Here is a 22,592-nt window from a genome sequence, read left to right as displayed (position 1 = left end):
TGGACGCCGGGCAACCCGGCTCACAGAATAAGGCTACAGCTCGGCCAACCGTGTTGACAGCGTCGTGAGGCCGTCCGCCGTGCCCGATCAAGGACATCGAAAACCTGGAGGTAGAACCATGAAGAAAAGAGTGATTCCCCGGATCCTGAGCTTTGTCGTCGCCGCGACGATGCTGGTGCCACTGTGGAGCCCTGTGGTCGCAAAAGACGCGCCACCGCCGCTTTATGTGAGCACCACGGCCAAGTACCCGGCGCCAGCGCTCTCGGATGTCGACGGGCGCGAATACAAGATCCTGTTTGACCCGGCCAAGACCAGCCCGGACATGGCCACGGCCTTCAAGGATCTTTGGGGAAAGATCAAGGCCGCAGCCGCCAAACAGGGTTTGCAGGTCACCGAGAAAGAAAAGAATCCGCTGGCCATCGAGTTCTCGACCAAGGAATACTTTGACACGCCGGATCAGGCGCTCTGGAGCAAGGGATACCTGATCCGGATCACCACGCGCTACAAGGATGGCAAGCCCAACGACCCGGTCGCGGTCACGGTCAAGGCCGTGTTCGAAGATGCCATGAAGGCGTTGGCGGTTCCGCTTGCCGTGGTGGGCGTGGACAAATTCAAGACCGAGGCCGAGGAGAACGTAGGATTCGGTCCGGACGGCAGCTTGCGCGGGTACATCGAGAAGGGCTCCTCCTTCAGCGTCCCCCAGGCGGCACTTGGCAAGTTCACCCTGGGTGATTTTGGCAAGTACATGCCTGAACTGCTCAAGCTCGGTCTGCCGGCCGATACCCCCCTCAAGTCGACCAAGGCCTATTCGTATCGGGTGCGTCCGGGGGCCGTCGTCCTGCCCGGCACGGCACCCTCGGGTGTCTCGATGGAGGCCTGGAGCCGCAGCGAGGGCGGCGCGCCGTTCCTCTACGATTTCTCCTTCGGGTACAGCGATCTGGACTTCTACGCCGTTGCGGCCACCCATGCGGCTGGCGAGCAGTTCATGACCAAGGTTCTGCAGCAAGAACTGGGCGCGCTCGCGTCGCCGGACAGCGGCAAGTGGGGCGGCTCCAAGGTTCGCCAGATGATGAACCGGCCGATCCCGGTCGCCAGCGCCGCGCCGGCGGCGACTTCAAGTCCGGTGCAAGCCAAGGCGCCGGCGGGCTTCAATACGTCGGCGACGGCGCCAGTCAATCCGCTGGACGAGAAGTACGGCTATGCGGCGCCACCCGCTTACATCAAGCACTATGAAGCCGACAAATCGGGCAGAGTGCTGATCAATCCGTACCTGCAGGTTGCCTCGAAAGACTTCCCCGCCGTGCTCGTGGTCAAGGAGGCACCCTACAACTGGGTCATCGATGCCGGCGGCAACGTCGCCATCATCCCTGAAGCCGCCCATCCTTACGGGCGCACCTATCCGAACGGGTTCTTCCGCCCCGAGGATCAGTCCACCCGCAAGCCGGGAACGCGAGAGAACTACGGGCACGTCTCGGCACTCGCCGGCACGCCGGGGCGCATCAGCGGCGAAATTCTCTATGACAAGGACACCAACAGCTGGATCATCAACAACAAGTCCGGCCGTTACACCAAGCACAATTCCGACCGTTCGCCCGAACAGCTCGTGAATGCGGCCACTCTGATCCGCGAGGTGGTGGATCCTGGTAAGACCCCGTGGGGTCAGGCGTTCTTCCTCCTCGAATACAGCTCCGACGAGATGAGAGCTGCGCTCCTGAAGAGCCCGAAGATCCAGTACGACGACCCGGCCAAGAAGGCCCGTCCGCATCTGATCGTGATGGGCGGCGGAGCCACCACGTTCAAACCTGAGGAGATGCCGAAGGTGGCCGCTCCGTCGCCTGCAGCCGTTGCGGCGCCTGCTGGGGTCGCTGCACCGTCCGAGGCCGCAGCGGCCAAGCCCGCCAAGGTCAGAAAAGCCAAGGCCGCTCAGAACGACGATCCGTCCTGAAGCACTGGCGACGCCAACGAACACACGAGGAACCTGATCATGAACATCACAAGACGTCTGGCACTCCGGGTCTGTATCGCCGCACTGCTGGGCGCGGGCCTGATGAACGCAACGGCCCAGATGCAGGGCTATGCCACGGAGCATGTTTCGGTGCTGCGCGGCGAGAAGAACTACCTGACGGGCTACGACTCGATCAACCTCGATGGCACCTACAACGTTGTCATCGAAATTCCGGCCGGTACCACCGCCAAATACGAGACCAACAACAAGACCGGCATGCTGGAGCTTGAACAGAAAGGCGGCGCGCCTCGCTATGTCCAGTACCTGGGCTATCCGGTCAACTACGGCGCCATCCCGCGCTCCGTGATGCTCAAGTCCAAAGGTGGCGACGGTGACAGCGTTGATGTGCTGGTGCTGGGACCGGCTGTGCCACGCGGCTCCGTGGTGCGCGGGCGCGCCATCGGTGTGCTGAGCCTGATCGACACGGGCGAGGTGGACGACAAGGCGGTGGTGGTGATGGAAAACTCGCCTTTTGCCAAGATCAAGAGCATCGCAGAACTCGATGCGAAGTTTCCGGGCGTGACGTCCATCCTCCAGACGTGGTTCACGTCCTACAAAGGCTACGGGAAAGATGGCAAGTTGATGCTTTCCTCGACGGGCTTCAAGGACCGGGCATCGGCCATCAAACTGATCGGCGATGCCATTCTTGACTATGAGATGAGCGTCGTCACCGAGGCCGACAAGCGGCCGCTGGACCCGAAGGGCAATCCGTACCTTTATCGTTCGCCGCTCGCCAAGAACATTGGCGAATAGTCCCCGTCCAAGCGCCCGCTTGCCGGGCGTCTTTCTTTGATTCATCTGAGCACGCACAGCCCCAACGTGTGGCCTGTGGGGTGCCTGTCGCAAGGAGCAAAAATCATGAAAACAATCAACAAGTGGCTGTCATCGCTCGCGCTCCTTCTGGCATCGTGCGTCGCGCTTGCAGCGGGCGAACCCATGCTGGTGGTGGGGCACAAGAATCCTGATACGGATGCCATCATTTCCGCTATAGCGGTTGCCGATCTGAAAGCAAAGATGGGCGTTGCTGCGGTGCCGATTGCGCAGGGTCTGCCCAATCCTGAAACCCGGTTTGTTCTGGAAACCTTTCAGCTGAAAGCACCTGCGGTGCAAACCAGCGTCGCAGGACGCGAGGTGTTTCTGATTGATCACTCAGACTACCCCCTTGCACCGGACGACTTGAAGAAGGCCGAGGTCGTGGGGCTGGTCGATCACCACAAACTGGGCGGGATCACGACCGACAAGCCGATCGAAGTCTGGGTGTTCCCGGTTGGCAGTTCGGGCACGATCATCACCCGCATGTACGACGCAGCGGGTGTTCCCATTCCGAAGGCAATCGCCGGGGGCATGGCTTCGGCCATCCTCTCGGACACGCAGATCCTCAAGTCCCCGACGACAACGCCTGAAGACCGCGTCACCGTGACCCGATTAGCCAAGCTCGCCGGCATTGAGGACGTTCAAGCCTACGGCATGAAGATGTTCGAGGCAGGCAACGCGGAACTCAAGTCGGCCCCAGCCAAAGATCTGCTTCAGAGAGACTTCAAAGCGTTCGTCATGAATGGCAAGAAGGTTGGCGTGGCGCAGCTTGAAGCGGTCAGCCTGGCGATGCTGACGCCACGAAAAGACGAGTTGCTGAAGGCCATGGCCGATCTGAAGGGGCAGGGCTATCAGAGCGTGTTCCTGATGCTGACCGACATCATGCAGGGGGGGTCGGACTTTTTGTTTCTTCCCGATGATGCTGCCATTGTTGAGTCCGCCTTGGGTGTGAAGGCACAGGGCAGTTCCGTTTGGATTCCCGGACTGGTAAGCCGCAAGAAGCAGGTCATCCCTGGCTTGGAAAAGGCGTTCCGGTAGCAAGGGGCATCACGACAACGGCCGGGTTTGATGGCCTCGCGCAGTCAGACCCAGCCGATTGCACCCAGCAGAGCGCCCGCACCAATCATCCACAGCAGGTGGATCTTCGTGCGCCAGACCAGCAGCGTCGCGACGGTGGCCAGAAGCCACAAGGGCCAGTCCCGTTGTGGCTGGTCGTGGTTGGCGATCAGCAGCCAGCCGGTGGCCAACATCAGGGCGATCACCATCGGCGCCATGCCCACCTTGAAAGCGCGCACTGCGCGCAGCTCGCGGTTTCGATGCGCCCACTGGGTGGCGCTGTAGGTCAGGATCGAGGAGGGCAACAGGATGCCAGTCATGGTGGCCGCCACCCCAAGCAGCGCCAGTGCCCACGCCGTGGGCCCGCCGCCGAGGCCGCCGCCGGCGTTCAGGCCCACGTTCCAACCCATCAGGGCGACGAACAGCACGTTCGGCCCCGGCGCCGCCTGCGCCAGCGCCACGCTGGAGGTGAACTGCGAATCGGTCAGCCAGTGCTGATCGGCCACAAGGTAACGCTGCATGTCGGGCACGGTGGTGATCACGCCCCCCACCGCCAGCAACGACAGGGCGGTGAAGTGGGTGAACAGGCCGATCCAGTCGGCCGGGGTCAGGCTGGTGCTCATGTCTGCTTTTCCGCGTGGTTGCCATCGGTCGCTGCAAGCCGAGTCCATGCCCACAGGCAGGCCGGCACGCCGATGCCGGGCAGCACCCAGGCCAGCGGCCAGCGCAGCACCGCAATCGCGACGAAAGTCAGCACAGCCAACGCGATGCAGATACCCAGCCCCATGGCGTTCTTTGCCAGCGCTCCCGTCAGCTTCAGGCCGGTCGCGGCAACGAGCCCGGCCGCCACTGCCCCCATGCCCCGCAGCGCACCCTGGGCCACGGCCGTGTCGGCCACGCCGCTGTAGAGCGCGGCCAGCAGCAGCACAATGACCAGCGGAATGGCCAGCATGCCCGCCATCGCCGCCAGCGCACCGCCCAGGCCAAAGTAGCGCCCGCCGATCATCATCGACAGGTTCACCACGCTGGGGCCCGGCATGACGTGCGCCACCGCCCAGTCTTCGACGAACTGCTCACGCGTCATCCAGCGCTTGCGCTCCACCAGTTCACGCTGCACCACGGCCACGACGCCGCCAAAACCCTGCAGGGCCAGCAAGGTGAACGAGACAAACAGGTCGGTGCGCGACCTCGGCTGGTTCAGTGAGGGTCGGGAAGCTTGCGGGGCTGTGGAGGTCTCGGTGGGCATCAGAGAATTATCGGCGTCGTGGCACCGGCACGCCGCGCGTCGCCAGCCACAATCCGGCGCCGATACAGGCGATCGCGGCGAACATCCAGCCATCGATGGGCTCGGACAGCAGCAGCGCGCCCAGCACCGCCGCCGTCACCGGATTGAGCGCCAGGAATACCGTCACGCGGGTCGGTGACTCGTGCTTGAGCGCATACAGCCACGCAAAGTAGCCCGCGCCGCTGGAGACGCCGATGAAGGCGACCACGGCCCAGGCCTGCGCACTGAGCCCGGCCACTCGCGCCGGCCAGCCTTCGACCAGCGCCATCGGCGCCAGAAACAGCACGGATGCGCCCATTGCCAGGGCCGAAACCGGCAGCGTCGGGTAGCGCTGCAGGTAAGGCCGGTACAGCACGCTGCACAGCGCGCCCACGCCCGCGCTGGCCAGCACGGCCCCTTCACCCCACCAGTGGCCGGGGTGCGGCGCGCCGAGCTTGGGCGCCAGCGACAGGGCCACGCCGGCGATCGACAACAGCACGCCCGTGGCCAGTGCCGGCGTGATGCGTTCGTGGCCGAGCGCCGCCGACAGCAGGAGCGTGAGCAGCGGAAACAGGCTGAAGATCAGCGCCGCGCGCCCGGCGCCGACGTGCTGCAGGCCGAAGTTCAGCAGCGCGATCAGCACCGCGAACTGCCCGATGCCCAGGGCAGCCATGACGGCAAGGTCTTTCACTCCTGAAACGCTAGCGGACAATGACCGACCGACGCTGGGGGAGGCCCGAAAAAGCATGAAAACAGGCCAGGCGAAGGGCGCCAGGCACAAAAAACCGACGGCGTAGCGCATCAGCGCCAGCGTGAGCGGCGGTACCTCGCCCACGACGAAGCGCGAGGCCACGATGGCCGCGCCCACCTGCACGCCGGTGGCCGCGGCCGCCAGCAGGGCCCGGTTCACAGTCGCAGTTCCCAGGTCTCGCTGACCAGGTCGTGTCCGTAGCCGCGATAGGGTTCGCTGGTCACCAGACGGAAGCCGCGGCGGGCGTAGATGTCACGCGCGGCGCTGAGGTTGGCGTTGGTCCAGAGCACCATCTTGCGGTAGCCCTTGCCCCGCGCAAAGGCCAGGCATTCGTCCGTCAGCCGCGCGCCCAGGCCCAGGCCGCGCGCTGGGGGGGTGAGGATCAACATGCGCAACTGGGCCACGGTCTTCGACTTGCGCACCACGAACACCGAGCCGACTCGCTCACCGTTCAATTCGGCGATCCAGGCCTTGTCCCATGCGGGGTCGAAGCGGCGCAGGACCTTGGCTGAAATGTCGGCAACCAGCGCTTCGAACTCGCTGTTCCAGCCGTATTCCCGCGCATAGATTTCGCCATGCTGCTGCACCACCCAGCCCATGTCGCCCGGCACCAGGCCGCGCAGGGTGACTTGAGCGGGTAAACGGGTCGTCATATCCCGCGCAAGCATACACGCGGACCAGCGCTGGAAGCCCGCCAGCCTTGGCGCCAAGCGACCGGCATGAGGTTTGCCGGCCTATAGCGACATGCCGCCGGAGGCTTCGATCACCGTGCCGTTGATGTAGCCGGCCTCGTCGCTGGCCAGGAAGGCATAAATGCTGGCGATTTCCTCGGGCTTGCCCAGGCGGTTCAGCGGCACCTTGGCTTCCAGCGCCTTCAGCACCTTCTCGGGCATGGCTGCAACCATCGGCGTGGCGATGAAGCCCGGCGCAACGGCATTCACGCGGATGCCCTTGGGGCCCAGCTCGCGGCTCCAGGTCTTGGTGAAGCCGATCACGCCGAACTTGGTGGCCGCGTAGTTGGTCTGGCCGAAGTTGCCGTACAGGCCCACGACCGACGAGGCATTCAGGATCACACCCGAGCCCTGCGCCACCATGGTGTCGGCCACCGCCTGCGAGCAATGGAACACGCCGCGCAGGTTGACGTCGATCACGCGGTCGAACTGCTCCAGCGTCATTTTCTGAAGCCGCGCGTCCTGGGTGATGCCGGCGTTGTTGACCAGCACGTCGATGCGGCCGAACTTTTCCTTGACGCTGGCGACCACGGCATCGACCGTTTCGCGCTTCGTCACGTCCATCTCAAAGCCGGCGGCGGTCGCGCCGAGCGCCTGGCACTGCGTGACGACCTCGTCCACCGCCGCCTGCTTGATGTCGCAGACGATGACGATGGCGCCTTCCTGGGCGAATTTCAGCGCGGTGGCCAGACCGATGCCCTGGGCGGCGCCGGTGATGATGGAAACCTTGTTTTCAAGTCTTTTCATGGTGGGCTTTGAGGTGTGTGCAAAGAGCCGACTGGGGCTGGGCCCAACGGCTGAAGGCAGTCTAGCAAAGTATGGTGCACTGCAGCATGACGAGGATCAAGAGCGGGGAACTTGCCAGCACCCGAATCGCCTCACGCCTACAGTTCGCGGCCCTCGCCAGCTTCCTCGAAAGTCTGGCCGTCACGGATGTGATAGATCCGCTTGAAGGTCGGAATGATCTTTTCATCGTGCGTCACCACGATGATGGCGGTCTGGTACTGCTGCGCCATCTGGTTCAGGATGCGGATCACGGCCAGGGCGCGTTCGCTGTCCAGCGGCGCAGTGGGCTCGTCGGCCAGGATCACCGGCGGATGGTTGACCAGCGCACGCGCAATCGCCACGCGCTGCTGCTCACCCCCCGAGAGCTGCGAGGGCTCTGCCTTGGCGCGGTGGCCCACGTCCAGCGCGGCCAACAGGTCGCGGGCGCGCTGGCGCGACTCGGCGTTCGGGACACCCGCCAGCATGGGCAGCAGGGCGACGTTGTCGGTCACGTCCAGAAACGGGATGAGGTAGGGCGCCTGGAACACGAAGCCGATGCGGTCACGCCGCAAGGCGCGAAGGTCGGTCGTCTTCCAGCCCTCGTCGTAGATCACGTCCTGCCCCAGCGTCATGCGGCCGGCGCTGGGCTCGATGATGGCGCCCAGGCATTTGAGCAGCGTGCTCTTGCCCGAGCCCGAGGGGCCGATCAGCCCGACCACCTCGCCGGGCGCCACGGTCATGTTGACGTTCTTGAGCGCATCGACGGCGGTGTCGCCCGCGCCGTAACGCTTGCGCAGGCCTTCGATGCGGATGCCGTTGCGGTTCACGGACAGGTTAGCGGTCTTCATCCGATCGCCTCCGCCGGGTCCACCTTCAGCGCCACGCGGATGGCCAGCGTGCTGGCCAGCGCGCAGATCACCATCACGATGATGAAACCGGTCACGGCGTCCTGCGTCTGGAGCAGCACGTACTTCGGGAACACCGGCGCCCACAGCGTGGCGGCGGTCTTGCCGACGATGAAGCCGATCGCCCCCAGGCCCAGCGCCTGCTGCAGGATCATCCCGGCGATGGTGCGGTTGCGGGTGCCGATGAGCTTGAGCACCGCGATCTCGCGCAACTTGCCCAGCGTCATGGTGTAGATGATGAAGGCCACGATGGCGGCGCTGACGATGGACAGGATCACCAGGAACATGCCGATCTGCTTCGCCGAGGTGGCGATCAGCTTGGCGACCAGGATGTCTTCCATCTGCGCGCGGGTGAACACCTGCAGATGCTTCCAGCGGCGGATGGGTTCGGCCACCGCCTCGGGGTCGGCGCCTTCGCGCAATTGCACGAGCACGGCATTGACGTTGTGGTTGCTTGCCTGGGACGCCTGCACGGCCTCCAGCAGCCCCGGAACGCCCGGGCGGTTCAGCGCCGGGTTGGCCGCGGTGCGGGCGCGGTCGTTGACGATGGCGTCGTTGTCCTTCAAAAACTGCGCCTCCTGCGCGTCCTTCAGCGGGATGAACACCATCGGGTCGCCGCCCGAGGACACCATGCGCCGCGTCAGGCCGACCACGGTGTAGTCGTGGCGGCGGATGCGCAGCGTGTCGCCGATCTGGAAGCCGGTCTTCACGTCGGCCACCGCCTCGTAGTGGTTGCGCGTGATGTGGCGGCCCGCGACCAAGAAACCCGGCTCACCGGGCTGGCCGGGCTCAAAGCCCACCACCATGGCGCGCACATCGGTGTCGCCCTGGCGCACCTGCATCGTGAAGTAGGTGACGTTGGCGGCGCGCGCCACGCCCTCCATGCCGCGCACGGTGCGGTAGGTGTCGTCGCGCAGGCTCGACGACTCGGCGTAGGGGCCTTGCGTGTCTTTCTGAACCACCCACAGGTCGGCGCCGCTGTTGTTGAGCAGCACGTGCGCGTCATCGACCATGCCCCGATAGATGCCCGCCATCGACAGCGTCACGCCGATCAGCAGGCCCAGGCCGAAGCCCGTGAGCACGAACTTCGACCACGAGTGCAGGATGTCGCGGCCGGCCAGACTGATCATGGCTGGCGCCCCGCCAGCGACTCGACCACCTTGATGCGCGTGCCGGCGCTCAGCTCTTTTTCACTGTAGACCACCACCTCCTCGCCGGCTTTCAGGCCTTCGAGCACTTGCACCTGGCCGTCCAGGCTGCTGGCGCCCAGGCGCACTGGGACGAAATGCAGCTTGCCGCCGTCCAGGCGCCAGACGCCAGCCTTGTCACCCACACGCCGGATCGCGGCATTGGGCAGCACCGGCGCGCGCGCCGTCGCAGGCAGCATGACGGTGACTTCGGCGAGTTCGCCCAGCGACAGGCCCAAAGGCAGCGCGTCGAAGCTGATCTGCACCAGGCGCTCCTCGGTCACGCTGTCGCTTTGCAATTCGATGCGCGCCACCTTGCCGGCCAGCGGCTGGGTGGGGCGCGAGCGCAGCGCGATGCTGGCGGGCAAGCCGGGCGCCAGGCCACCGGAGCGCCCCTGGTCCAGCCGCAGCTTGACCCACAGGCTGGCCGGGTCGGCGAGTTTCAGCACGGCCTGGCCGGCGACCACGGTGGAGCCCGCTTCGGCATCGCGCGAGGTCACGATGCCATCGGCTGGCGCCAGCAGGCGCACGTTTTGCCGTTGCTGGGCCAGCGCGGCACTGTCGGCCCGGGTGCGTGTCAGGTCCTGCCGAGCGCCGGCCAAGCTGGCCTGCGCGGCACTCAGGGCGGCGTCGGCCGAGGTCAGTTCCTGAACCTTGGCCTCCGCCGCGCTGGGGCTGATGAAATCCTTCTGGCGCAAGTCCTGGTAGCGGCGCTCGTTGATCACGGCCAGTTCGCGCCGGGCCGAGGCGTCCTTGACCTGCGCTTCGGCGGCGGTGATCGCACTGGTGGCGCGCGCCTGGGTGGCGCTGAGGGCGGCCAGTCGCTCCTGCAGGTCCACCGGGTCCATCTCGGCCAGCAGCTGGCCGGCCTTGACGGGGTCGCCCACGTCCACCAGCACGCGCAGCACGCGCCCGGCGGCGGTCGGGCCGATCAGCCAGGCGCGGCGGGCCTCGACCGTGCCGGTGCCGAACAGGGCTGGCGACAACGAGCCCTCCGCGACCTTGACGACCGTAATGCGGGTAGCCGCCAGCGGTCCGGAGCGCACCGCGATGAAGACGATGGCCGCCAGAAGGGCCAGCGCGGCCAGGGCCATGGAAAGCTGGCGCGAGGAGGGGCGTTTGAGGGTCATGGTGTCTTGCGGATGCTTCGCAGGTAAAGGGGGAAGACCCGGGCAGCTTCTGCGGAGAGGTCGGCCCGCGGGCCGTTCAGGATGGATTGCATGGCCAGGCCCTGGACGATGCCGATGAACATCGTGGTGGAGGCGGCGATGTCCAGATTCGCCGGCACTTCGCCGTGCTTCACGGCGTCTTGCAGCAGCTGCGTCAGCAGCTGGCGGTAGCGCTGCAGCAGCAGGCCGAGCTGGCGCTTCAGCGGCGAATCGGCGGGTTGCTGCAGGTCGTGGAAGATCAGGCGCGGCACGCCCGGGCATTCGCGCACGAACTCGATATGGGCGGCGAAGACCCGGGCGAGGGCGTCGAGTGCCGGGTTGGCAGCGGCCTGGCCGGTCGGCGTCTTCGCCGCATTTTCAAGTCGCGCCAGCAGGTGCTGCGTCACCCATTCCATGACCGCCAGCCAGATCGCCTCGCGGCTGGGGAAATGCTTGAACAGCGCACCCTGTGTCACCCCGACTTCCCGGGCGATGTCGCCGGTGGTGATGGCCGCCGGGCTGTGGCGGCCCGCCAGCGTGATGGCCGCTGCCACGATCAGGGCCTGACGTTCTTCGGTCGGTAGCCGCGCGGAGGCTGGTGGGGGCTTTACAGGCATTTGGTAATTCATTGATTACCAAATAATGTAGCACTTACAAGCTTGAACGGGTGAAATGGCTGATGCTGGCTCCGTCGGTGCGCTGCGCCGACTCATCAAGGCATAGCAAACTATGACCATTCCACGCCGGGATAGGGCACTTTTGAACGAAAAAAAGCCCGCAAGTCGCCTTGCGGGCTTTCACCGGGGAAGCGGCAGGCTCAGTACACCGGCTGGTGCTTCTTCAGCGCGTCGATCACCTCGGGCGTCAGGGCAAAGCCGGGGCCGTATTTCGCCGTCAGCTCGGCGGCGCGTTGGGCAAAGGCGTCCACGCCCTGGCTGTAGATGAACTGCAGCGCACCGCCGGTCCAGGCCGGGAAGCCGATGCCGAAGATGGAGCCGATGTTGCCGTCGTGCACCGTGGTCAGCACGCCTTCGCTCAGGCAGCGGGCGGTTTCCACCGCCTGGCGGTAAAGGATGCGGTCTTTCACGTCCTGCAGGTTCCAGGCGACGCCGGGCTTCTCGAAGCGGGTTTTGAGCTCGGGCCACAGGCGCTTTTTCTGGCCTTCGGGGTAGTCGTAGAAGCCGCCGCCGGCGGCGCGGCCGGCGCGCTTGAATTCCTTCACCATGCGCTCCACCAGCAGTTCACCCGCGGTGGCGGTGTAGGCCCGGCCCTCGGCGGCGAAGTCGGCGCGGGTCTGCTCCATCACGTGCACGCTCAAGGAGAGCGAGGTCTCGTCGATCACCGCCAGCGGGCCCACCGGCATGCCGACCTGCATCGCGGCGTTTTCGATCACCGGGGCGGGGATGCCTTCGTCCAGCATGGCCGCGCCTTCCATCACGAAGGTGCCAAAGGTGCGGCTGGTGTAGAAGCCGCGCGAGTCATTGACCACGATCGGGATCTTGCCCAGCGACTGCACGTAGTCGAAGGCGCGCGCCACGGTCTCGTCGTCGGTCTGCTTGCCGCGGATGATCTCCACCAGCTTCATCTTGTCGACCGGGCTGAAGAAGTGGATGCCGATGAACTTGGCCGGGTTGGCGCTGGCGGTGGCCAGGCCGCTGATCGGCAGGGTGGAGGTGTTGCTGGCAAAAAAGCCGCCCGGCGCCAGCATCGGCTCGGCCTCCTGCGTGACCTTGGCCTTGAGCTCGCGGTTTTCGAACACGGCCTCGATGATCAGGTCGCTGCCCTGCAGATCGGCGGCGCTGGCGGTGGGGGTGATGCGGCCCAGCAGCTCGGCCTGGTCGTGCGGGCCCATGCGGCCCTTGTCCACGCGCGCCTGGGTGAGTTTGGCGCTGTAGGCCTTGCCGTGCTCGGCCTTTTCCAGGCTCACGTCCTTCAGCACCGAGGCGATGCCCCGGCTGGCCTGCGAGTAGGCGATGCCCGCACCCATCATGCCGGCGCCCAGGATGCCGACCTTCTTCGGCTTGTAGCGCGGCACGTCCTTGGGGCGGCTCTGGCCGGACTTGATCGCGTTCAGGTTGAAGAAGAACGTGTTGATCATGTTCTTCGCCACCGGGTTGACCATCAGGCCGGCCAGGTAACGGCTTTCGATGCGCATCGCGGTGTCGAAGTCCACCTGCGCGCCTTCGACCATCGCGCACAGCGCGGCTTCCGGGGCCGGGTACAGGCCGCGGGTGGTTTTTTTCAGCATGGCGGGCGCCACCACCAGGCCTTGCGCGATGGCCGGGCTGCTGGGCGTGCCGCCGGGCATCTTGTAGCCTTTCCGGTCCCAGAGATGCTGGCAGGCCTCGGCATTGCCCTGCACCGACTCGATCCAGGCGCGTGCGGAGGGCATCAGCTCGGCGTCGCTGTCGACCAGCGCATGTACGAAGCCCAGCTTCTGCGCCTCGGCCGGGCCGAAGAGCTTGCTTTCCAGCAGGTAGGGCTGCGCGGCCATCAGGCCGAGCTGGCGCGTCATCTTGGTGATGCCGCCGCCGCCCGGGATCAGGCCCAGCGTGACCTCGGGCAGGCCGAACTGCGTCTTGGGGTTGTTCACCGCGATGCGGTGATGGCCCACCAGCGCCACCTCCCAGCCACCACCCAGCGCCGTGCCGTTCAGGCAGCTCACCACCGGCTTGCCGAGGGTCTCGATGATGCGGAAGTTCTTCTTGATGCGCTCGATTTCGACGTAGACGCGCGTGGCGTCCTCGGGCTTCATGCGCATCACGCCCTTGAGGTCGGCGCCCGCGAAAAAGGTGCTCTTGGCAGAGGCCAGGATGATGCCGCGGATGGCATCCTTGTCCTTCGCCACCTGGGCCGCCACGGCGTCCAGGTCGTCCTGCCATTGCAGGCACATGGTGTTGACGGGGGAGTTTTCCTCGTCGAAGGTGATGACGGCGATGCCGTCTTCGATGCCGTACTGGATGGTCTTGAGTTTCATTGCAATGGATTCCCGGAAATTCAGATGCGCTCGACGATGGTGGCGATGCCCATGCCGCCGCCCACGCACAGCGTGGCCAGGCCGTAGCGCAGGTTGCGGCGGTGCAGTTCGTCGATGAGGGTGTTCAGGATCATGGCGCCTGTGGCGCCCAGCGGGTGGCCCATGGCGAGGGCGCCGCCATTGACGTTGACCTTCTCGTGCGGCACGCCCATCTCCTTCATGAACTTCATGGGCACGGCGGCGAAGGCCTCGTTGACCTCGAACAGGTCGATCTGGTCGATCGTCAGGCCGGCCTTGGCCAGGGCCTTGCGTGCGGCGGGCATGGGGCCGGTCAGCATGATGGTGGGGTCGGCTCCCGACAGTGCCACGGCGACGATGCGGGCCCGCGGCTTCAGGTTGTGGGCCTTGGCGGCCGCCTCGTTGCCGATCAGGATCGCGGCGGCGCCGTCGACGATGCCCGACGAGTTGCCGGCGTGGTGCACGTGCTGGATGCGCTCCACCTGCGGGTAACGCTGCAGCGCCACGGCGTCGAAGCCCATGGCGCCCATCTGGTCGAACGCCGGCTTGAGCGAGGCCAGGCCCTCCATCGTCGTGCGCGGCTTGATGAACTCGTCCTCGTCCAGAATCGTCTGGCCCAGCCAGTCCTTCACCGGCACCACCGAGCCGGCGAAGCGGCCCTCGGCGCGTGCGGCGGTGGCGCGCTTTTGCGACTCCAGCGCGTAGGCATCGACGTCATCGCGGCTGAACCCTTCCATCGTCGCGATCAGGTCGGCACCGATCCCCTGCGGCACGAACAGGGTCTTGCTGTTGGTCTCGGGGTCCATCGCCCAGGCGCCGCCGTCGGAGCCGATCGGCACGCGGCTCATGCTCTCCACGCCGCCGGCCACGACCAGGTCTTCCCAGCCCGAGCGCACCTTCTGCGCCGCCATGTTCACGGCCTCCAGACCCGAGGCGCAGAAACGGTTCAGCTGCACGCCGGCGCACTGAAAGTCCCAGCCGGCCTTCAGCGCCGCCACCTTGGGCAGCACCGAGCCCTGCTCGCCCACGGGCGCGACGATGCCCATGACGATATCGTCCACTTTCGCGGTGTCGAAGTCGTTGCGGCGCTGCAGCTCGGTCAGCAGACCGGCCAGCAGGTTGATCGGCTTGACCTCGTACAGGCTGCCGTCCTTCTTGCCCTTGCCGCGCGGGGTGCGGATGGCATCAAAAACATAGGCTTCACTCATGGTGCATCTCCAGTGGGAATGAGGGTGACGGTGCAGGGGTCTGGCGGACCGAGAGGGGTTGCGGGACACGCATCGCCGGAAATTTCAGCCGGTAGTATATGTTTTTACCAAGCGTGCGCTTTGTAAAAATAACAGATCAGGCCTGAAGCCGCTCCCAGGCGCGCGCCGCGCGCTGCTGGCGAGCGCCGGCGGCCACGGCGAACAGGGGGGCGTCTCTGAGCCAGCGGCGGGATGCCGGGTCCTCGGGCGTTGTGGCCCAGAGCGCACCGGCCTCGCGGTACAGCGCCGCCGCCCAATGCAGCGCACCGGCCAGGACGACGTGCGTCGCCGGATCGCTGTGGTCGGACGAAGCGACGCTCGCCAGCGTGGCCACGGTCGCCGCCAGGCGCTCGCGCAGGTCGGCCGACCAGCCGCGCGCCCGCGCCTCGCGCAGCAGGTAGGCCAGCACGGCAGCCGTGACATGGATGTCTTCCAGGGTCCGGAACGGCTTGACATAGGTGTCGTAGCCGTCGCCTGGCAGCAGGCTGGAGGGCTCGATCGCCACGTCCTGCAACTGGATGCGCGCATGGGGCACCTCGGGCACGAACGCGGTCTCGGGCATCGGCACGACCGTGACGCCCGGCTGATCGGCCCGCACCAGAGCCACCTTGAGGGCCGGCCGCTCGTCCGTGGCCGCGCCCGCGAGCCGGCCGGTGACCAGCAGCAGGGTGCCCTGGGGCCCGAGGGTCGTCCACCGTTTGGCCCCGCTCACCGTGAACCCGCCCCCGGCGCCCGGGGTGATCAGCGTGCGGATGTCACGCGGGCGGTTGCCGCCTTCCTCGGTGACACAGAATGCCGCCAGGGCCTGCACGGGCAGCGACGGCACCAGGGTACGCAGCGCGCTCTGGTAGCCGGCGGCAAACGCCCAGCCCACGCGATCGGCCGCAAAGCCGCCGAGCAGGGCCAGCGCCATCGGCGACGATGGCTGCGCGGCCAGGGCCGCCCAGCCCGGCCACCATTGGTCCACGCTGTCCAGCGGAGGGACGGTGGTGGGGGCGCTCAGGCAATGGTCCAGTGCCGCGGCGATCGGGTCGTGTGGGTGCATGGCAGGTCGATCGGGTGAAGGAAGTCGGGTATATTAATTTCACAAAGCAATTGCTCTGTAAAAATGGCGACAACCCGGAAGACCGCTCTTGAATCCGTTTGACATCACTCGCCGTCGCTTTGCCCTCGGAGCGGCCGCTGCCGTGGCGGGTCTGCAGGCGCCGTCGGTCTGGGCACAGCCGGTGGCAAAGCCCTATCTGGCCGACATGCACTCGCACTACGGCATGTTCCTGCCGCGCCTGTTCGGTCTCGATCTGGCGCGCCACATGGCGGACACCGGAACCATGCTGCTGGCCTGGTCGGCGACCGACGACCACCGCTGGATCGCCATGACGCCCACCGGGTGGCAGCAGTCGCGCCAGCCTGCGCCGGGCGAACTGTGGGCCGCGTTCCAGCAGCGCCTGGCGGGCTACGAAGACAAGCTCAAAGGCTGGAACCTGGTCAAGGCGCTGACGGCCGCCGACGTGGACGCCGCGTTGGCCGGGTCGCCGCGCGTGCTGCTGGCGACCGAGGGCGCCAATTTCCTTGAAGGCCGGCCCGAACGCGTCGCACAGGCCCATGCCTGGGGCGTGCGCCACCTGCAGCTGATTCATTTCATCCAGAGTCCGCTGGGCGACCGCCAGACCGCGGAGCCCGTTCATGGCGGGCTGACGCCACTGGGTGCCAAGGTGGTGGCCGAATGCCGCCGCCTGGGCATCGTGGTGGACATGGCGCACGGTACCAGTGCCCTGGTGGACGGTGTGCTGGAAGCGTCGGATGCGATACCCGTGTGGTCACATTCCTGGATCTCGGCGCAGGGTGGCGGCTGGACCGACCCCAGCTATATCGCGCGCTCGCTATCGCCCGCCACCGCGCGAAAGATCGCGTCGCGCGGCGGCGCCGTGGGCCTGTGGACCGTTCGTGTGAATCGCGACCCGGCCTACCCGGTGCATAACGCCACGACTTACGCCGACGAGATCGTGCGCATGTGCGAGCTGATCGGCCCGGACCATGTGGCCTTCGGCACCGACATGGAAGGGGCGGGCCCGGGCGCCATCCTTTCGAACTATGTGGATTTGCGCGAGGTGGCCAACAAGCTGGCGCAGCGCGGATTGAGTGAGGCCATGCTGCACAACGTCTTCATCGGCAACTACGCGCGTATCGTCAAGGCCGCCATGAACGGCGCCACCACAACCTGAGGCCACCGATGCGCATCGCCGTGCTGTCCGACATCCATGGCAACCTGCCGGCGCTGCAGGCGGTGATGGCCGACATGGCGCGCCGCGGCGTGGACCATGTCATCAACTGCGGCGACATTCTGTCGGGACCACTGTGGCCGCGGGAGACCGGCGACGAACTGATGGCGCTGGCCTGGCCGACGATTGCCGGCAACCATGAGCGCCAGTTGCTGGCCTGCGCGCGCCGCCCCGGCGGCCCGTCGGACCAGTACGCGTTCGGCCACACCACGCTCGCACAGCGCGACTGGCTGGCCGCCTTGCCCGCCACCCTGGAGCCGACGCCTGGCGTGTTCGTGTGCCACGGGCTGCCGGGCGACGACCGGGAATACCTGCTGGAAACCGTCGACCCCGCCGGCTCGCGCCCCGCCACCGGTGTGGAAGTGCTGCAGCGTCTGGACGGCACGCCGGGGACGGATGCCAGCCTGCTGCTGTGCGGCCACAGCCATCTGCCGCGCGTGGCGCAGGTGGGCGGCACGCTCTGCATCAACCCTGGCAGCGTGGGCCTGCCGGCCTACGACGACGACCACATCGCCTTTCACGTGCACCAGACCGGCAGCCCGCACGCGCGCTACGCGCTGTGCGAACGCGTGGACACCGGCGCGGGCGCTGGCTGGACCGTGGCGCAGATTGCCGTGGCCTACGACTGGCACGCCGCCAGCGCCCAGGCCGCGCGCAACGGCGCGCATGACTGGGCGCGCTGGCTGGCGACCGGGCGCGCCTGAACATTTTTCAAATCAACAGCCAACCCATCGAGGAAACCCATGATCGAACGCACCCTGTTCAGCCCCGACCACGAAGCCTTCCGCGACAGCTTCCGCCGCTTCATCGACAAGGAAATCGCCCCCTTCCACGAGGCCTGGGAGGAGCAGGGCTACGTGGACCGCGCGGTCTGGAACAAGGCCGGCGAGAACGGCTTTCTCTGCGCCACCATGCCCGAGGCCTACGGCGGCGCCGACGCCGACAAGCTGTATTCGGTGGTGCAGTTCGAGGAGCTGTCGCGCGCCGGCGTCACCGGCATCGGCTACAGCCTGCACAGCGAGATCGTCGCGCCCTACATCCTGCACTACGGCACCGAGGAGCAGAAGCAGAAGTACCTGCCCAAACTGGCCACCGGCGAGATGATCGGCGCCATCGCCATGAGCGAGCCGGCCGCGGGCTCGGACCTTCAGGGCATCAAGTCAACAGCCCTCCAACAGGCAGACGGCAGCTACCTGCTCAATGGCAGCAAGACCTTCATCACCAACGGCTGGCACGCCGATCTGGTCATCGTGGTGGCCAAGACCAATCCGGCCGCCGGCGGCAAGGGCACCAGTCTGCTGCTGGTGGAGCGCGGCATGCCGGGCTTCTCGGTCGGCAAGCGGCTGAAGAAGCTGGGCCTGCGGGCGCAGGACACCTCCGAGCTGTTCTTCGACAACGTGCGCGTGCCGGCGGAGAACCTCCTCGGTGGCGCGGCCATGGAGAACCGCGGCTTCATCTGCCTGATGGAGCAGCTGCCCTGGGAGCGGCTGCAGATCGCCATCACGGCCGTGGCCGCGGCACAGTCGGCCATCGACCAGACCGTGGCCTATGTGAAGGAACGCAAGGTCTTCGGCCAGGCCGTCGGCGCGTTCCAGAACACCCGCTACACCTTGGCCGAGCTGCAGACCGAGGTGCAGGTGGCGCGCGTGTTCGTGGACAAGTGCTGCGAACTGGTCTGCCAGGACAAACTCGACACCGAGACGGCCAGCATGGCCAAGTACTGGTGCAGCGACCTCCAGTGCAAGGTCATGGACGAGTGCGTGCAACTCTTCGGCGGCTACGGCTACATGTGGGAATACCCCATCACCCGCGCCTATGCCGATGCGCGCGTGCAACGCATCTACGGCGGCACGAACGAGATCATGAAAGAGGTAATTTCAAGGGGGATGGGGCTGGGCGGACGGTGAGTCCGGATGCACGGCGGCGAAAGGGCACAGCGTTCCGGCCGCGTGGAAACTCCAAATTCAATAGCAAACCATGACCATTCCACGCTGGGATGTGCCTGAAAAAGCCTGAAATTTCCGCTTCTCAGCGCTTTGACACCCGCCGCAAGGCCTCCACGCGGGCCTGCAGGCTGGCCGCGCTGAGCACGCCGAAATGCGCGTCCACCTGGCGGCCCTGGGCATCGAGAAACACGCTCGTCGGCAGGCCGGGTGAGCGAATCGCCTGCCCGAGGCGGGAGCCCTGATCGAGCCAGACCTCGTCCAGTGCCAGGCCGGAACGCGCCAGGAACGCCTGCACCTTTTCGGCGGATTCGCCTTGGTTGACGAACAGGAAGCCGATGTCCGGATGGCGCCGCTGTGCGTCGGCCAGGTCGGGCATCTCCACGCGGCAGGGTCCGCACCAGCTGGCCCACAGGTTGACGACGACCGGCCGGCCCCGCGCGGCCTGCGCCAGCGTGGCGGACTGCCCGTCTTTGAGCGCCACCAGCGCGACCTGCGGGTAGCCCGCGGGCGCGGCACGCTGCTGCATCAGCAGGCCCATGCCCCAGATCACGAGCCCGACCGCCGCACCGGTGGCCAGCGCCGGCCGCTGGGTGGGCATGCGCCAGCCCAGGCGCAGCAACCAGGCCAGGCCGGCCACGACGCCGATCGGCAGGTTCCAGCCGCCATCGCGGATGTCGATCACCGAGGATGGGCTGTCGGCGTAGGCCTGCCAGTTCAAGGCCAGGTGCCCCAGTCGCGCGGCCAGCAGGCCCAGCAACACGGACGCGGTGATGGCGTCGCCCGCGGCGACACGGCGCGGCGCGGGCGCATCGGCCGGCGCGGGTTCGGCGTCGTTGCGAACCCCGTCCGGGCCGTCGACGGCTGCGTGCTTCGCACGGTTTCGGGCCACCCATTCGGCCACCAGCGACGCCAGCACGCTGGCAACCAGCAACAGGACGGGGCCAACCGGCAGGGCGAAGGGGCCGAGAGAGAGGGACAGCATGGCGGGGAAGGGTGTTGGTTGATGCGCGAGGCCGGCTTCTCACCCCATGCGGTAGTCGTTCAGGTTCGGATGCCGCACGGCCTTGACGTATTCGGCGGTGAAGCCGGGAAACAGCGCCACGATGCGCCCCTCCTGCGTGCGGTACCAGCTGCGGCACAGGCTCCAGACCGAGCCCGCCAGGCGCCGCTGCAGCGCGTCGTTATGCGCGCGCATGACTTCGGGGCGCACTTCGATCCAGCGTTTCCCACTTTTCAGCACAGCCTGTATGCAGGCGATCGAATGCTGTGTCTCGGGCTCGATGTAGAGCAGGGTCGAGGTGTGCCCGGTGGCGGTGTTGGGCCCCAGGCTCAGGAACATATTGGGGAAGCCAGCCACGCTGATGCCGGGGAAGGCCTCGGGGCCGTTGGCCCAGGTCTCGCGCAGCGTGCGTCCGCCCAGGCCGGTGACGGTGATCGAGGACAGCAGTTGCACCGTCTCGAAGCCGGTGGCGCAGACCAGCACGTCGATGGCGCGTTCCTGGCCGTCGGCGGTCACGATGCCGCGCTCGGTGATGCGCTCGATCGGGTCGGTGACCAGTTCCACATTGGGCTGGCTCATCGCAGGGTAGAAGTCGCTCGAATAGATGAGCCGCTTGCAGCCCAGCGGGTAGGGTGGGGTGAGTTTTTCGCGCAGCGCCGGATCGGGCAGCTGGCGGTGGCGGTGCGCGGCGGCGGTCTTGAGCATGCCCTTGCGCGCCACCGTGCCTTCGTCAAAGGCGCGCCGGCCCCATTCGAGCACCTGCGTCCAGCACCAGCGCACGGTGCGGGCGTAGGGCGGGAAGTGCGCCAGCAGGTGGTCGAGCCGGTTGTAAGGGCGGTCCAGTCGTGGCAGCACCCAGTTGGCGGTGCGCTGGAACACATGCAACCGCCCCGCCTGCGCGGCGATCGGCGGGATCAGCTGCGAGGCGGTGGAGCCGGTGCCGATCACGGCGACGCGGTGCCCGGCTAGCGGCACGGTGGCATCCCAGCGTGCGGAGTGCAGGCGAGGGCCTTTGAAGGTCTCCAGGCCGGGAATGTCGGGCCAGCGCGGCTGGTTCAGCGGCCCGGTGCTGCAGACGAAGAAGCGCGCGCGCAGCGTGTCGCCGCGGTCGGTGCGCAGCGTCCAGTGGCCACTGGCCTCATTGAAAGTGGCCTCGGTGAGCCGCGTGTCCAGGCGCATGTGCGCCAGCAGGCCGTGCTTCTCGGCCAGGCGCTGCATGTAGACCTGGATTTCCGGCGCCGAGGCAAAGCGGCGCGACCAGTCGGGGTTGGGCGCGAAGCTGAACGAATACACCGGGGAGGGCACGTCCACATGCGCGCCGGGGTAGGTGTTGTCCCACCAGGTGCCGCCCAGGCCGGGTTGCTTTTCCACGATCACGAAGTCGTGGATGCCCGCGCGCTGTAGCCCGATCGCCATGCACAGGCCCGACATGCCCGCGCCCAGGATCACGACCTGGTGCTCGGAGGCCCTGGGCGGCGTGGCGGCGGCCAGCGGCCCAAGGACGAACCGGGCCACGCGGTCGATGGCGGCGTTGGCGCTGGGCAAGGCGTTGGCGTGCAGCTGAAACACATGCCAGCGCCGCGCCGTGATCTCGCAGCGCACGTCGACGCCGGCGGCCTGCAACGCCTCGTGTAGCGCCAGCGCCTGGGGATGCAGCAGCTCGTCGGTGCCGGCCTGGATCAGCACGGGTGGCAGGCCGTGCAGGTCGGCACGCAGGGGCGAGAGCAGCGGCTGGGCGAAGGGCGCCTCGGGCACATCGGGGCCAACATAGTGGCGTGCGCAAGCCCCGGTCCAGTCCCAACTCAGCATGGCCTCGCCTGGCGGCGCCGGTGGTGGCGGGCTGGGTTGAGCCAGGTCCACCCAGGGCGAGAACAGCGCCAGGGCCGCCGGGGCCGGATCGCCCGCGTCGCGTAGGGCCAGCGCCGTGGCCAGCGCCAGACCGCCCCCAGCGGAATCGCCTATCAGGATGACCGGGCCGTCCGCGCGCAGGGCCCGGTAGGCGGCCACGGCATCGTCCAGTGCGGCGGGAAAGGGATGTTCCGGCGCCAGCCGGTAGTCGGCGGAGAACACCGGCAGCCCGGTGACCCGAGCCAGCCGCGAGGTGAGGGCGCGGTGCGTGGCCGGGCTGCCCACGCAGTAGGCGCCGCCGTGCAGGTACAGGATGCTGCCGGGCCGGGCGGGCGCCCCGGAGCGGCGCGACCATTCACCCGGGACACCACCCACCGTGCCCGCCGTGACGCCGACGCCGCGCGTCCCGATGGCGATTTTCGACAGGCCGGCCAGCCAGCGCCGCTGGAACCCGATCGAGCAGCGCGTCGAAAACACGGGCTTGAGCAGCAGCTTGAGCGTGGCGCGCAGCACGAAGGCCAGCACCGCCTCGCCGAACCCACTGGGCCGAAATTCATGGACCATCGCCTCTGTCTCCTGTGGTTCGGGCCAGTGTAGCGGCGCCGGGCGGGCGGAATCGCCGGCCCACCCGGCACGGGGTGGCGCGGGCAGG

Annotated in this window: 19 protein-coding genes and 1 pseudogene; 6 read left to right on the top strand and 14 right to left on the bottom strand. The window is 67.1% G+C overall.

Annotated features, from left to right (window positions below):
• The first annotated feature begins 118 nt into the window (after positions 1-118).
• The 3 genes from ACMUOY_RS00470 to ACMUOY_RS00460 all read left to right on the top strand — a co-directional run bounded on the left by ACMUOY_RS00470 (position 119) and on the right by ACMUOY_RS00460 (position 3,856).
• Positions 119-1,945 carry a hypothetical protein gene (locus ACMUOY_RS00470; RefSeq protein WP_413889958.1) on the top strand — a complete coding sequence of 609 codons (1,827 nt, stop codon included), beginning with the start codon at positions 119-121 and terminating at the stop codon, positions 1,943-1,945.
• Between the two features lie 39 nt (positions 1,946-1,984).
• Entirely contained in the window at positions 1,985-2,758 is a 774-nt protein-coding gene (locus tag ACMUOY_RS00465) for an inorganic diphosphatase (RefSeq protein WP_413889956.1), read from the top strand.
• 105 nt (positions 2,759-2,863) lie between these two features.
• On the top strand, positions 2,864-3,856 hold the full coding sequence (locus ACMUOY_RS00460; RefSeq protein ID WP_413889954.1) for a DHH family phosphoesterase: 993 nt from the start codon (positions 2,864-2,866) through the stop codon (positions 3,854-3,856).
• Between the two features lie 44 nt (positions 3,857-3,900).
• On the opposite strand, the gene ACMUOY_RS00455 is transcribed toward ACMUOY_RS00460, so the two are convergent.
• From ACMUOY_RS00455 to ACMUOY_RS00400, 12 genes and pseudogenes are all read right to left on the bottom strand, one after another.
• A complete protein-coding gene (locus ACMUOY_RS00455) occupies positions 3,901-4,497 on the bottom strand; it encodes a chromate transporter (protein WP_413889952.1) in 597 nt (198 codons plus the stop codon).
• Positions 4,494-5,120: a chromate transporter gene (locus tag ACMUOY_RS00450; RefSeq protein WP_413889950.1), complete on the bottom strand. Its 627-nt coding sequence runs from the start codon at positions 5,118-5,120 to the stop codon at positions 4,494-4,496. The genes ACMUOY_RS00455 and ACMUOY_RS00450 overlap by 4 nt, the downstream gene beginning before the upstream one ends.
• A gap of 7 nt (positions 5,121-5,127) precedes the next feature.
• The gene (locus tag ACMUOY_RS00445) at positions 5,128-6,048 is read right to left on the bottom strand and encodes a DMT family transporter (protein ID WP_413889948.1); all 921 of its coding nucleotides are present in this window, start codon (positions 6,046-6,048) and stop codon (positions 5,128-5,130) included.
• Positions 6,045-6,512 (bottom strand): annotated as a pseudogene (locus ACMUOY_RS00440) (GNAT family N-acetyltransferase); the annotation flags it as partial. The pseudogene ACMUOY_RS00440 and the gene ACMUOY_RS00445, both read right to left, overlap by 4 nt.
• Positions 6,513-6,623: 111 nt before the next feature.
• Positions 6,624-7,367: a 3-oxoacyl-ACP reductase FabG gene (gene fabG / locus ACMUOY_RS00435; RefSeq protein ID WP_413889946.1), complete on the bottom strand. Its 744-nt coding sequence runs from the start codon at positions 7,365-7,367 to the stop codon at positions 6,624-6,626.
• Between the two features lie 137 nt (positions 7,368-7,504).
• Positions 7,505-8,233, bottom strand: coding sequence for an ABC transporter ATP-binding protein (locus tag ACMUOY_RS00430; protein ID WP_413889944.1), 729 nt, complete (start codon positions 8,231-8,233; stop codon positions 7,505-7,507).
• Complete coding sequence (locus ACMUOY_RS00425; protein WP_413889942.1) at positions 8,230-9,420, bottom strand: ABC transporter permease; 1,191 nt, start codon at positions 9,418-9,420, stop codon at positions 8,230-8,232. Before ACMUOY_RS00425 ends, ACMUOY_RS00430 begins: the two co-directional genes overlap by 4 nt.
• A complete protein-coding gene (locus ACMUOY_RS00420) occupies positions 9,417-10,607 on the bottom strand; it encodes an efflux RND transporter periplasmic adaptor subunit (RefSeq protein WP_413889940.1) in 1,191 nt (396 codons plus the stop codon). The genes ACMUOY_RS00425 and ACMUOY_RS00420 overlap by 4 nt, the downstream gene beginning before the upstream one ends.
• The gene (locus ACMUOY_RS00415) at positions 10,604-11,242 is read right to left on the bottom strand and encodes a TetR/AcrR family transcriptional regulator (protein WP_413889938.1); all 639 of its coding nucleotides are present in this window, start codon (positions 11,240-11,242) and stop codon (positions 10,604-10,606) included. The genes ACMUOY_RS00420 and ACMUOY_RS00415 overlap by 4 nt, the downstream gene beginning before the upstream one ends.
• A 200-nt stretch (positions 11,243-11,442) precedes the next feature.
• On the bottom strand, positions 11,443-13,602 hold the full coding sequence (locus ACMUOY_RS00410; RefSeq protein ID WP_413889936.1) for a 3-hydroxyacyl-CoA dehydrogenase NAD-binding domain-containing protein: 2,160 nt from the start codon (positions 13,600-13,602) through the stop codon (positions 11,443-11,445).
• 20 nt (positions 13,603-13,622) lie between these two features.
• Positions 13,623-14,828: an acetyl-CoA acetyltransferase gene (locus tag ACMUOY_RS00405; protein ID WP_413889934.1), complete on the bottom strand. Its 1,206-nt coding sequence runs from the start codon at positions 14,826-14,828 to the stop codon at positions 13,623-13,625.
• A 136-nt stretch (positions 14,829-14,964) separates the two neighbouring features.
• The gene (locus tag ACMUOY_RS00400) at positions 14,965-15,912 is read right to left on the bottom strand and encodes an acyl-CoA dehydrogenase family protein (RefSeq protein ID WP_413889932.1); all 948 of its coding nucleotides are present in this window, start codon (positions 15,910-15,912) and stop codon (positions 14,965-14,967) included.
• 88 nt (positions 15,913-16,000) lie between these two features.
• Between ACMUOY_RS00400 and ACMUOY_RS00395 the strand changes: the two genes are divergently transcribed.
• The 3 genes from ACMUOY_RS00395 to ACMUOY_RS00385 are packed head-to-tail and all read left to right on the top strand — an operon-like array spanning position 16,001 to position 19,053.
• The gene (locus tag ACMUOY_RS00395; protein ID WP_413889930.1) at positions 16,001-17,089 is read left to right on the top strand and encodes a dipeptidase; all 1,089 of its coding nucleotides are present in this window, start codon (positions 16,001-16,003) and stop codon (positions 17,087-17,089) included.
• Between the two features lie 8 nt (positions 17,090-17,097).
• Positions 17,098-17,850, top strand: coding sequence for a metallophosphoesterase family protein (locus tag ACMUOY_RS00390; RefSeq protein WP_413889928.1), 753 nt, complete (start codon positions 17,098-17,100; stop codon positions 17,848-17,850).
• Between the two features lie 39 nt (positions 17,851-17,889).
• Positions 17,890-19,053 (top strand): acyl-CoA dehydrogenase family protein, encoded by a 1,164-nt coding sequence (locus ACMUOY_RS00385; protein WP_413889926.1) that lies wholly within the window; start codon positions 17,890-17,892, stop codon positions 19,051-19,053.
• A 121-nt stretch (positions 19,054-19,174) separates the two neighbouring features.
• On the opposite strand, the gene ACMUOY_RS00380 is transcribed toward ACMUOY_RS00385, so the two are convergent.
• Together ACMUOY_RS00380 and ACMUOY_RS00375 are read right to left on the bottom strand one after the other, a co-directional pair.
• Entirely contained in the window at positions 19,175-20,074 is a 900-nt protein-coding gene (locus tag ACMUOY_RS00380) for a TlpA family protein disulfide reductase (protein WP_413889924.1), read from the bottom strand.
• Between the two features lie 39 nt (positions 20,075-20,113).
• Complete coding sequence (locus ACMUOY_RS00375) at positions 20,114-22,504, bottom strand: alpha/beta hydrolase fold domain-containing protein (RefSeq protein ID WP_413889922.1); 2,391 nt, start codon at positions 22,502-22,504, stop codon at positions 20,114-20,116.
• Positions 22,505-22,592 lie beyond the last annotated feature (88 nt).

The organism is Candidatus Skiveiella danica (genome assembly GCF_022705245.1).
GTDB lineage: Bacteria > Pseudomonadota > Gammaproteobacteria > Burkholderiales > Burkholderiaceae_C > Skiveiella > Skiveiella danica.
The sequence above is the reverse complement of the archived record's forward strand: the minus strand, read 5'-3'. Positions and strand labels throughout refer to the sequence as shown.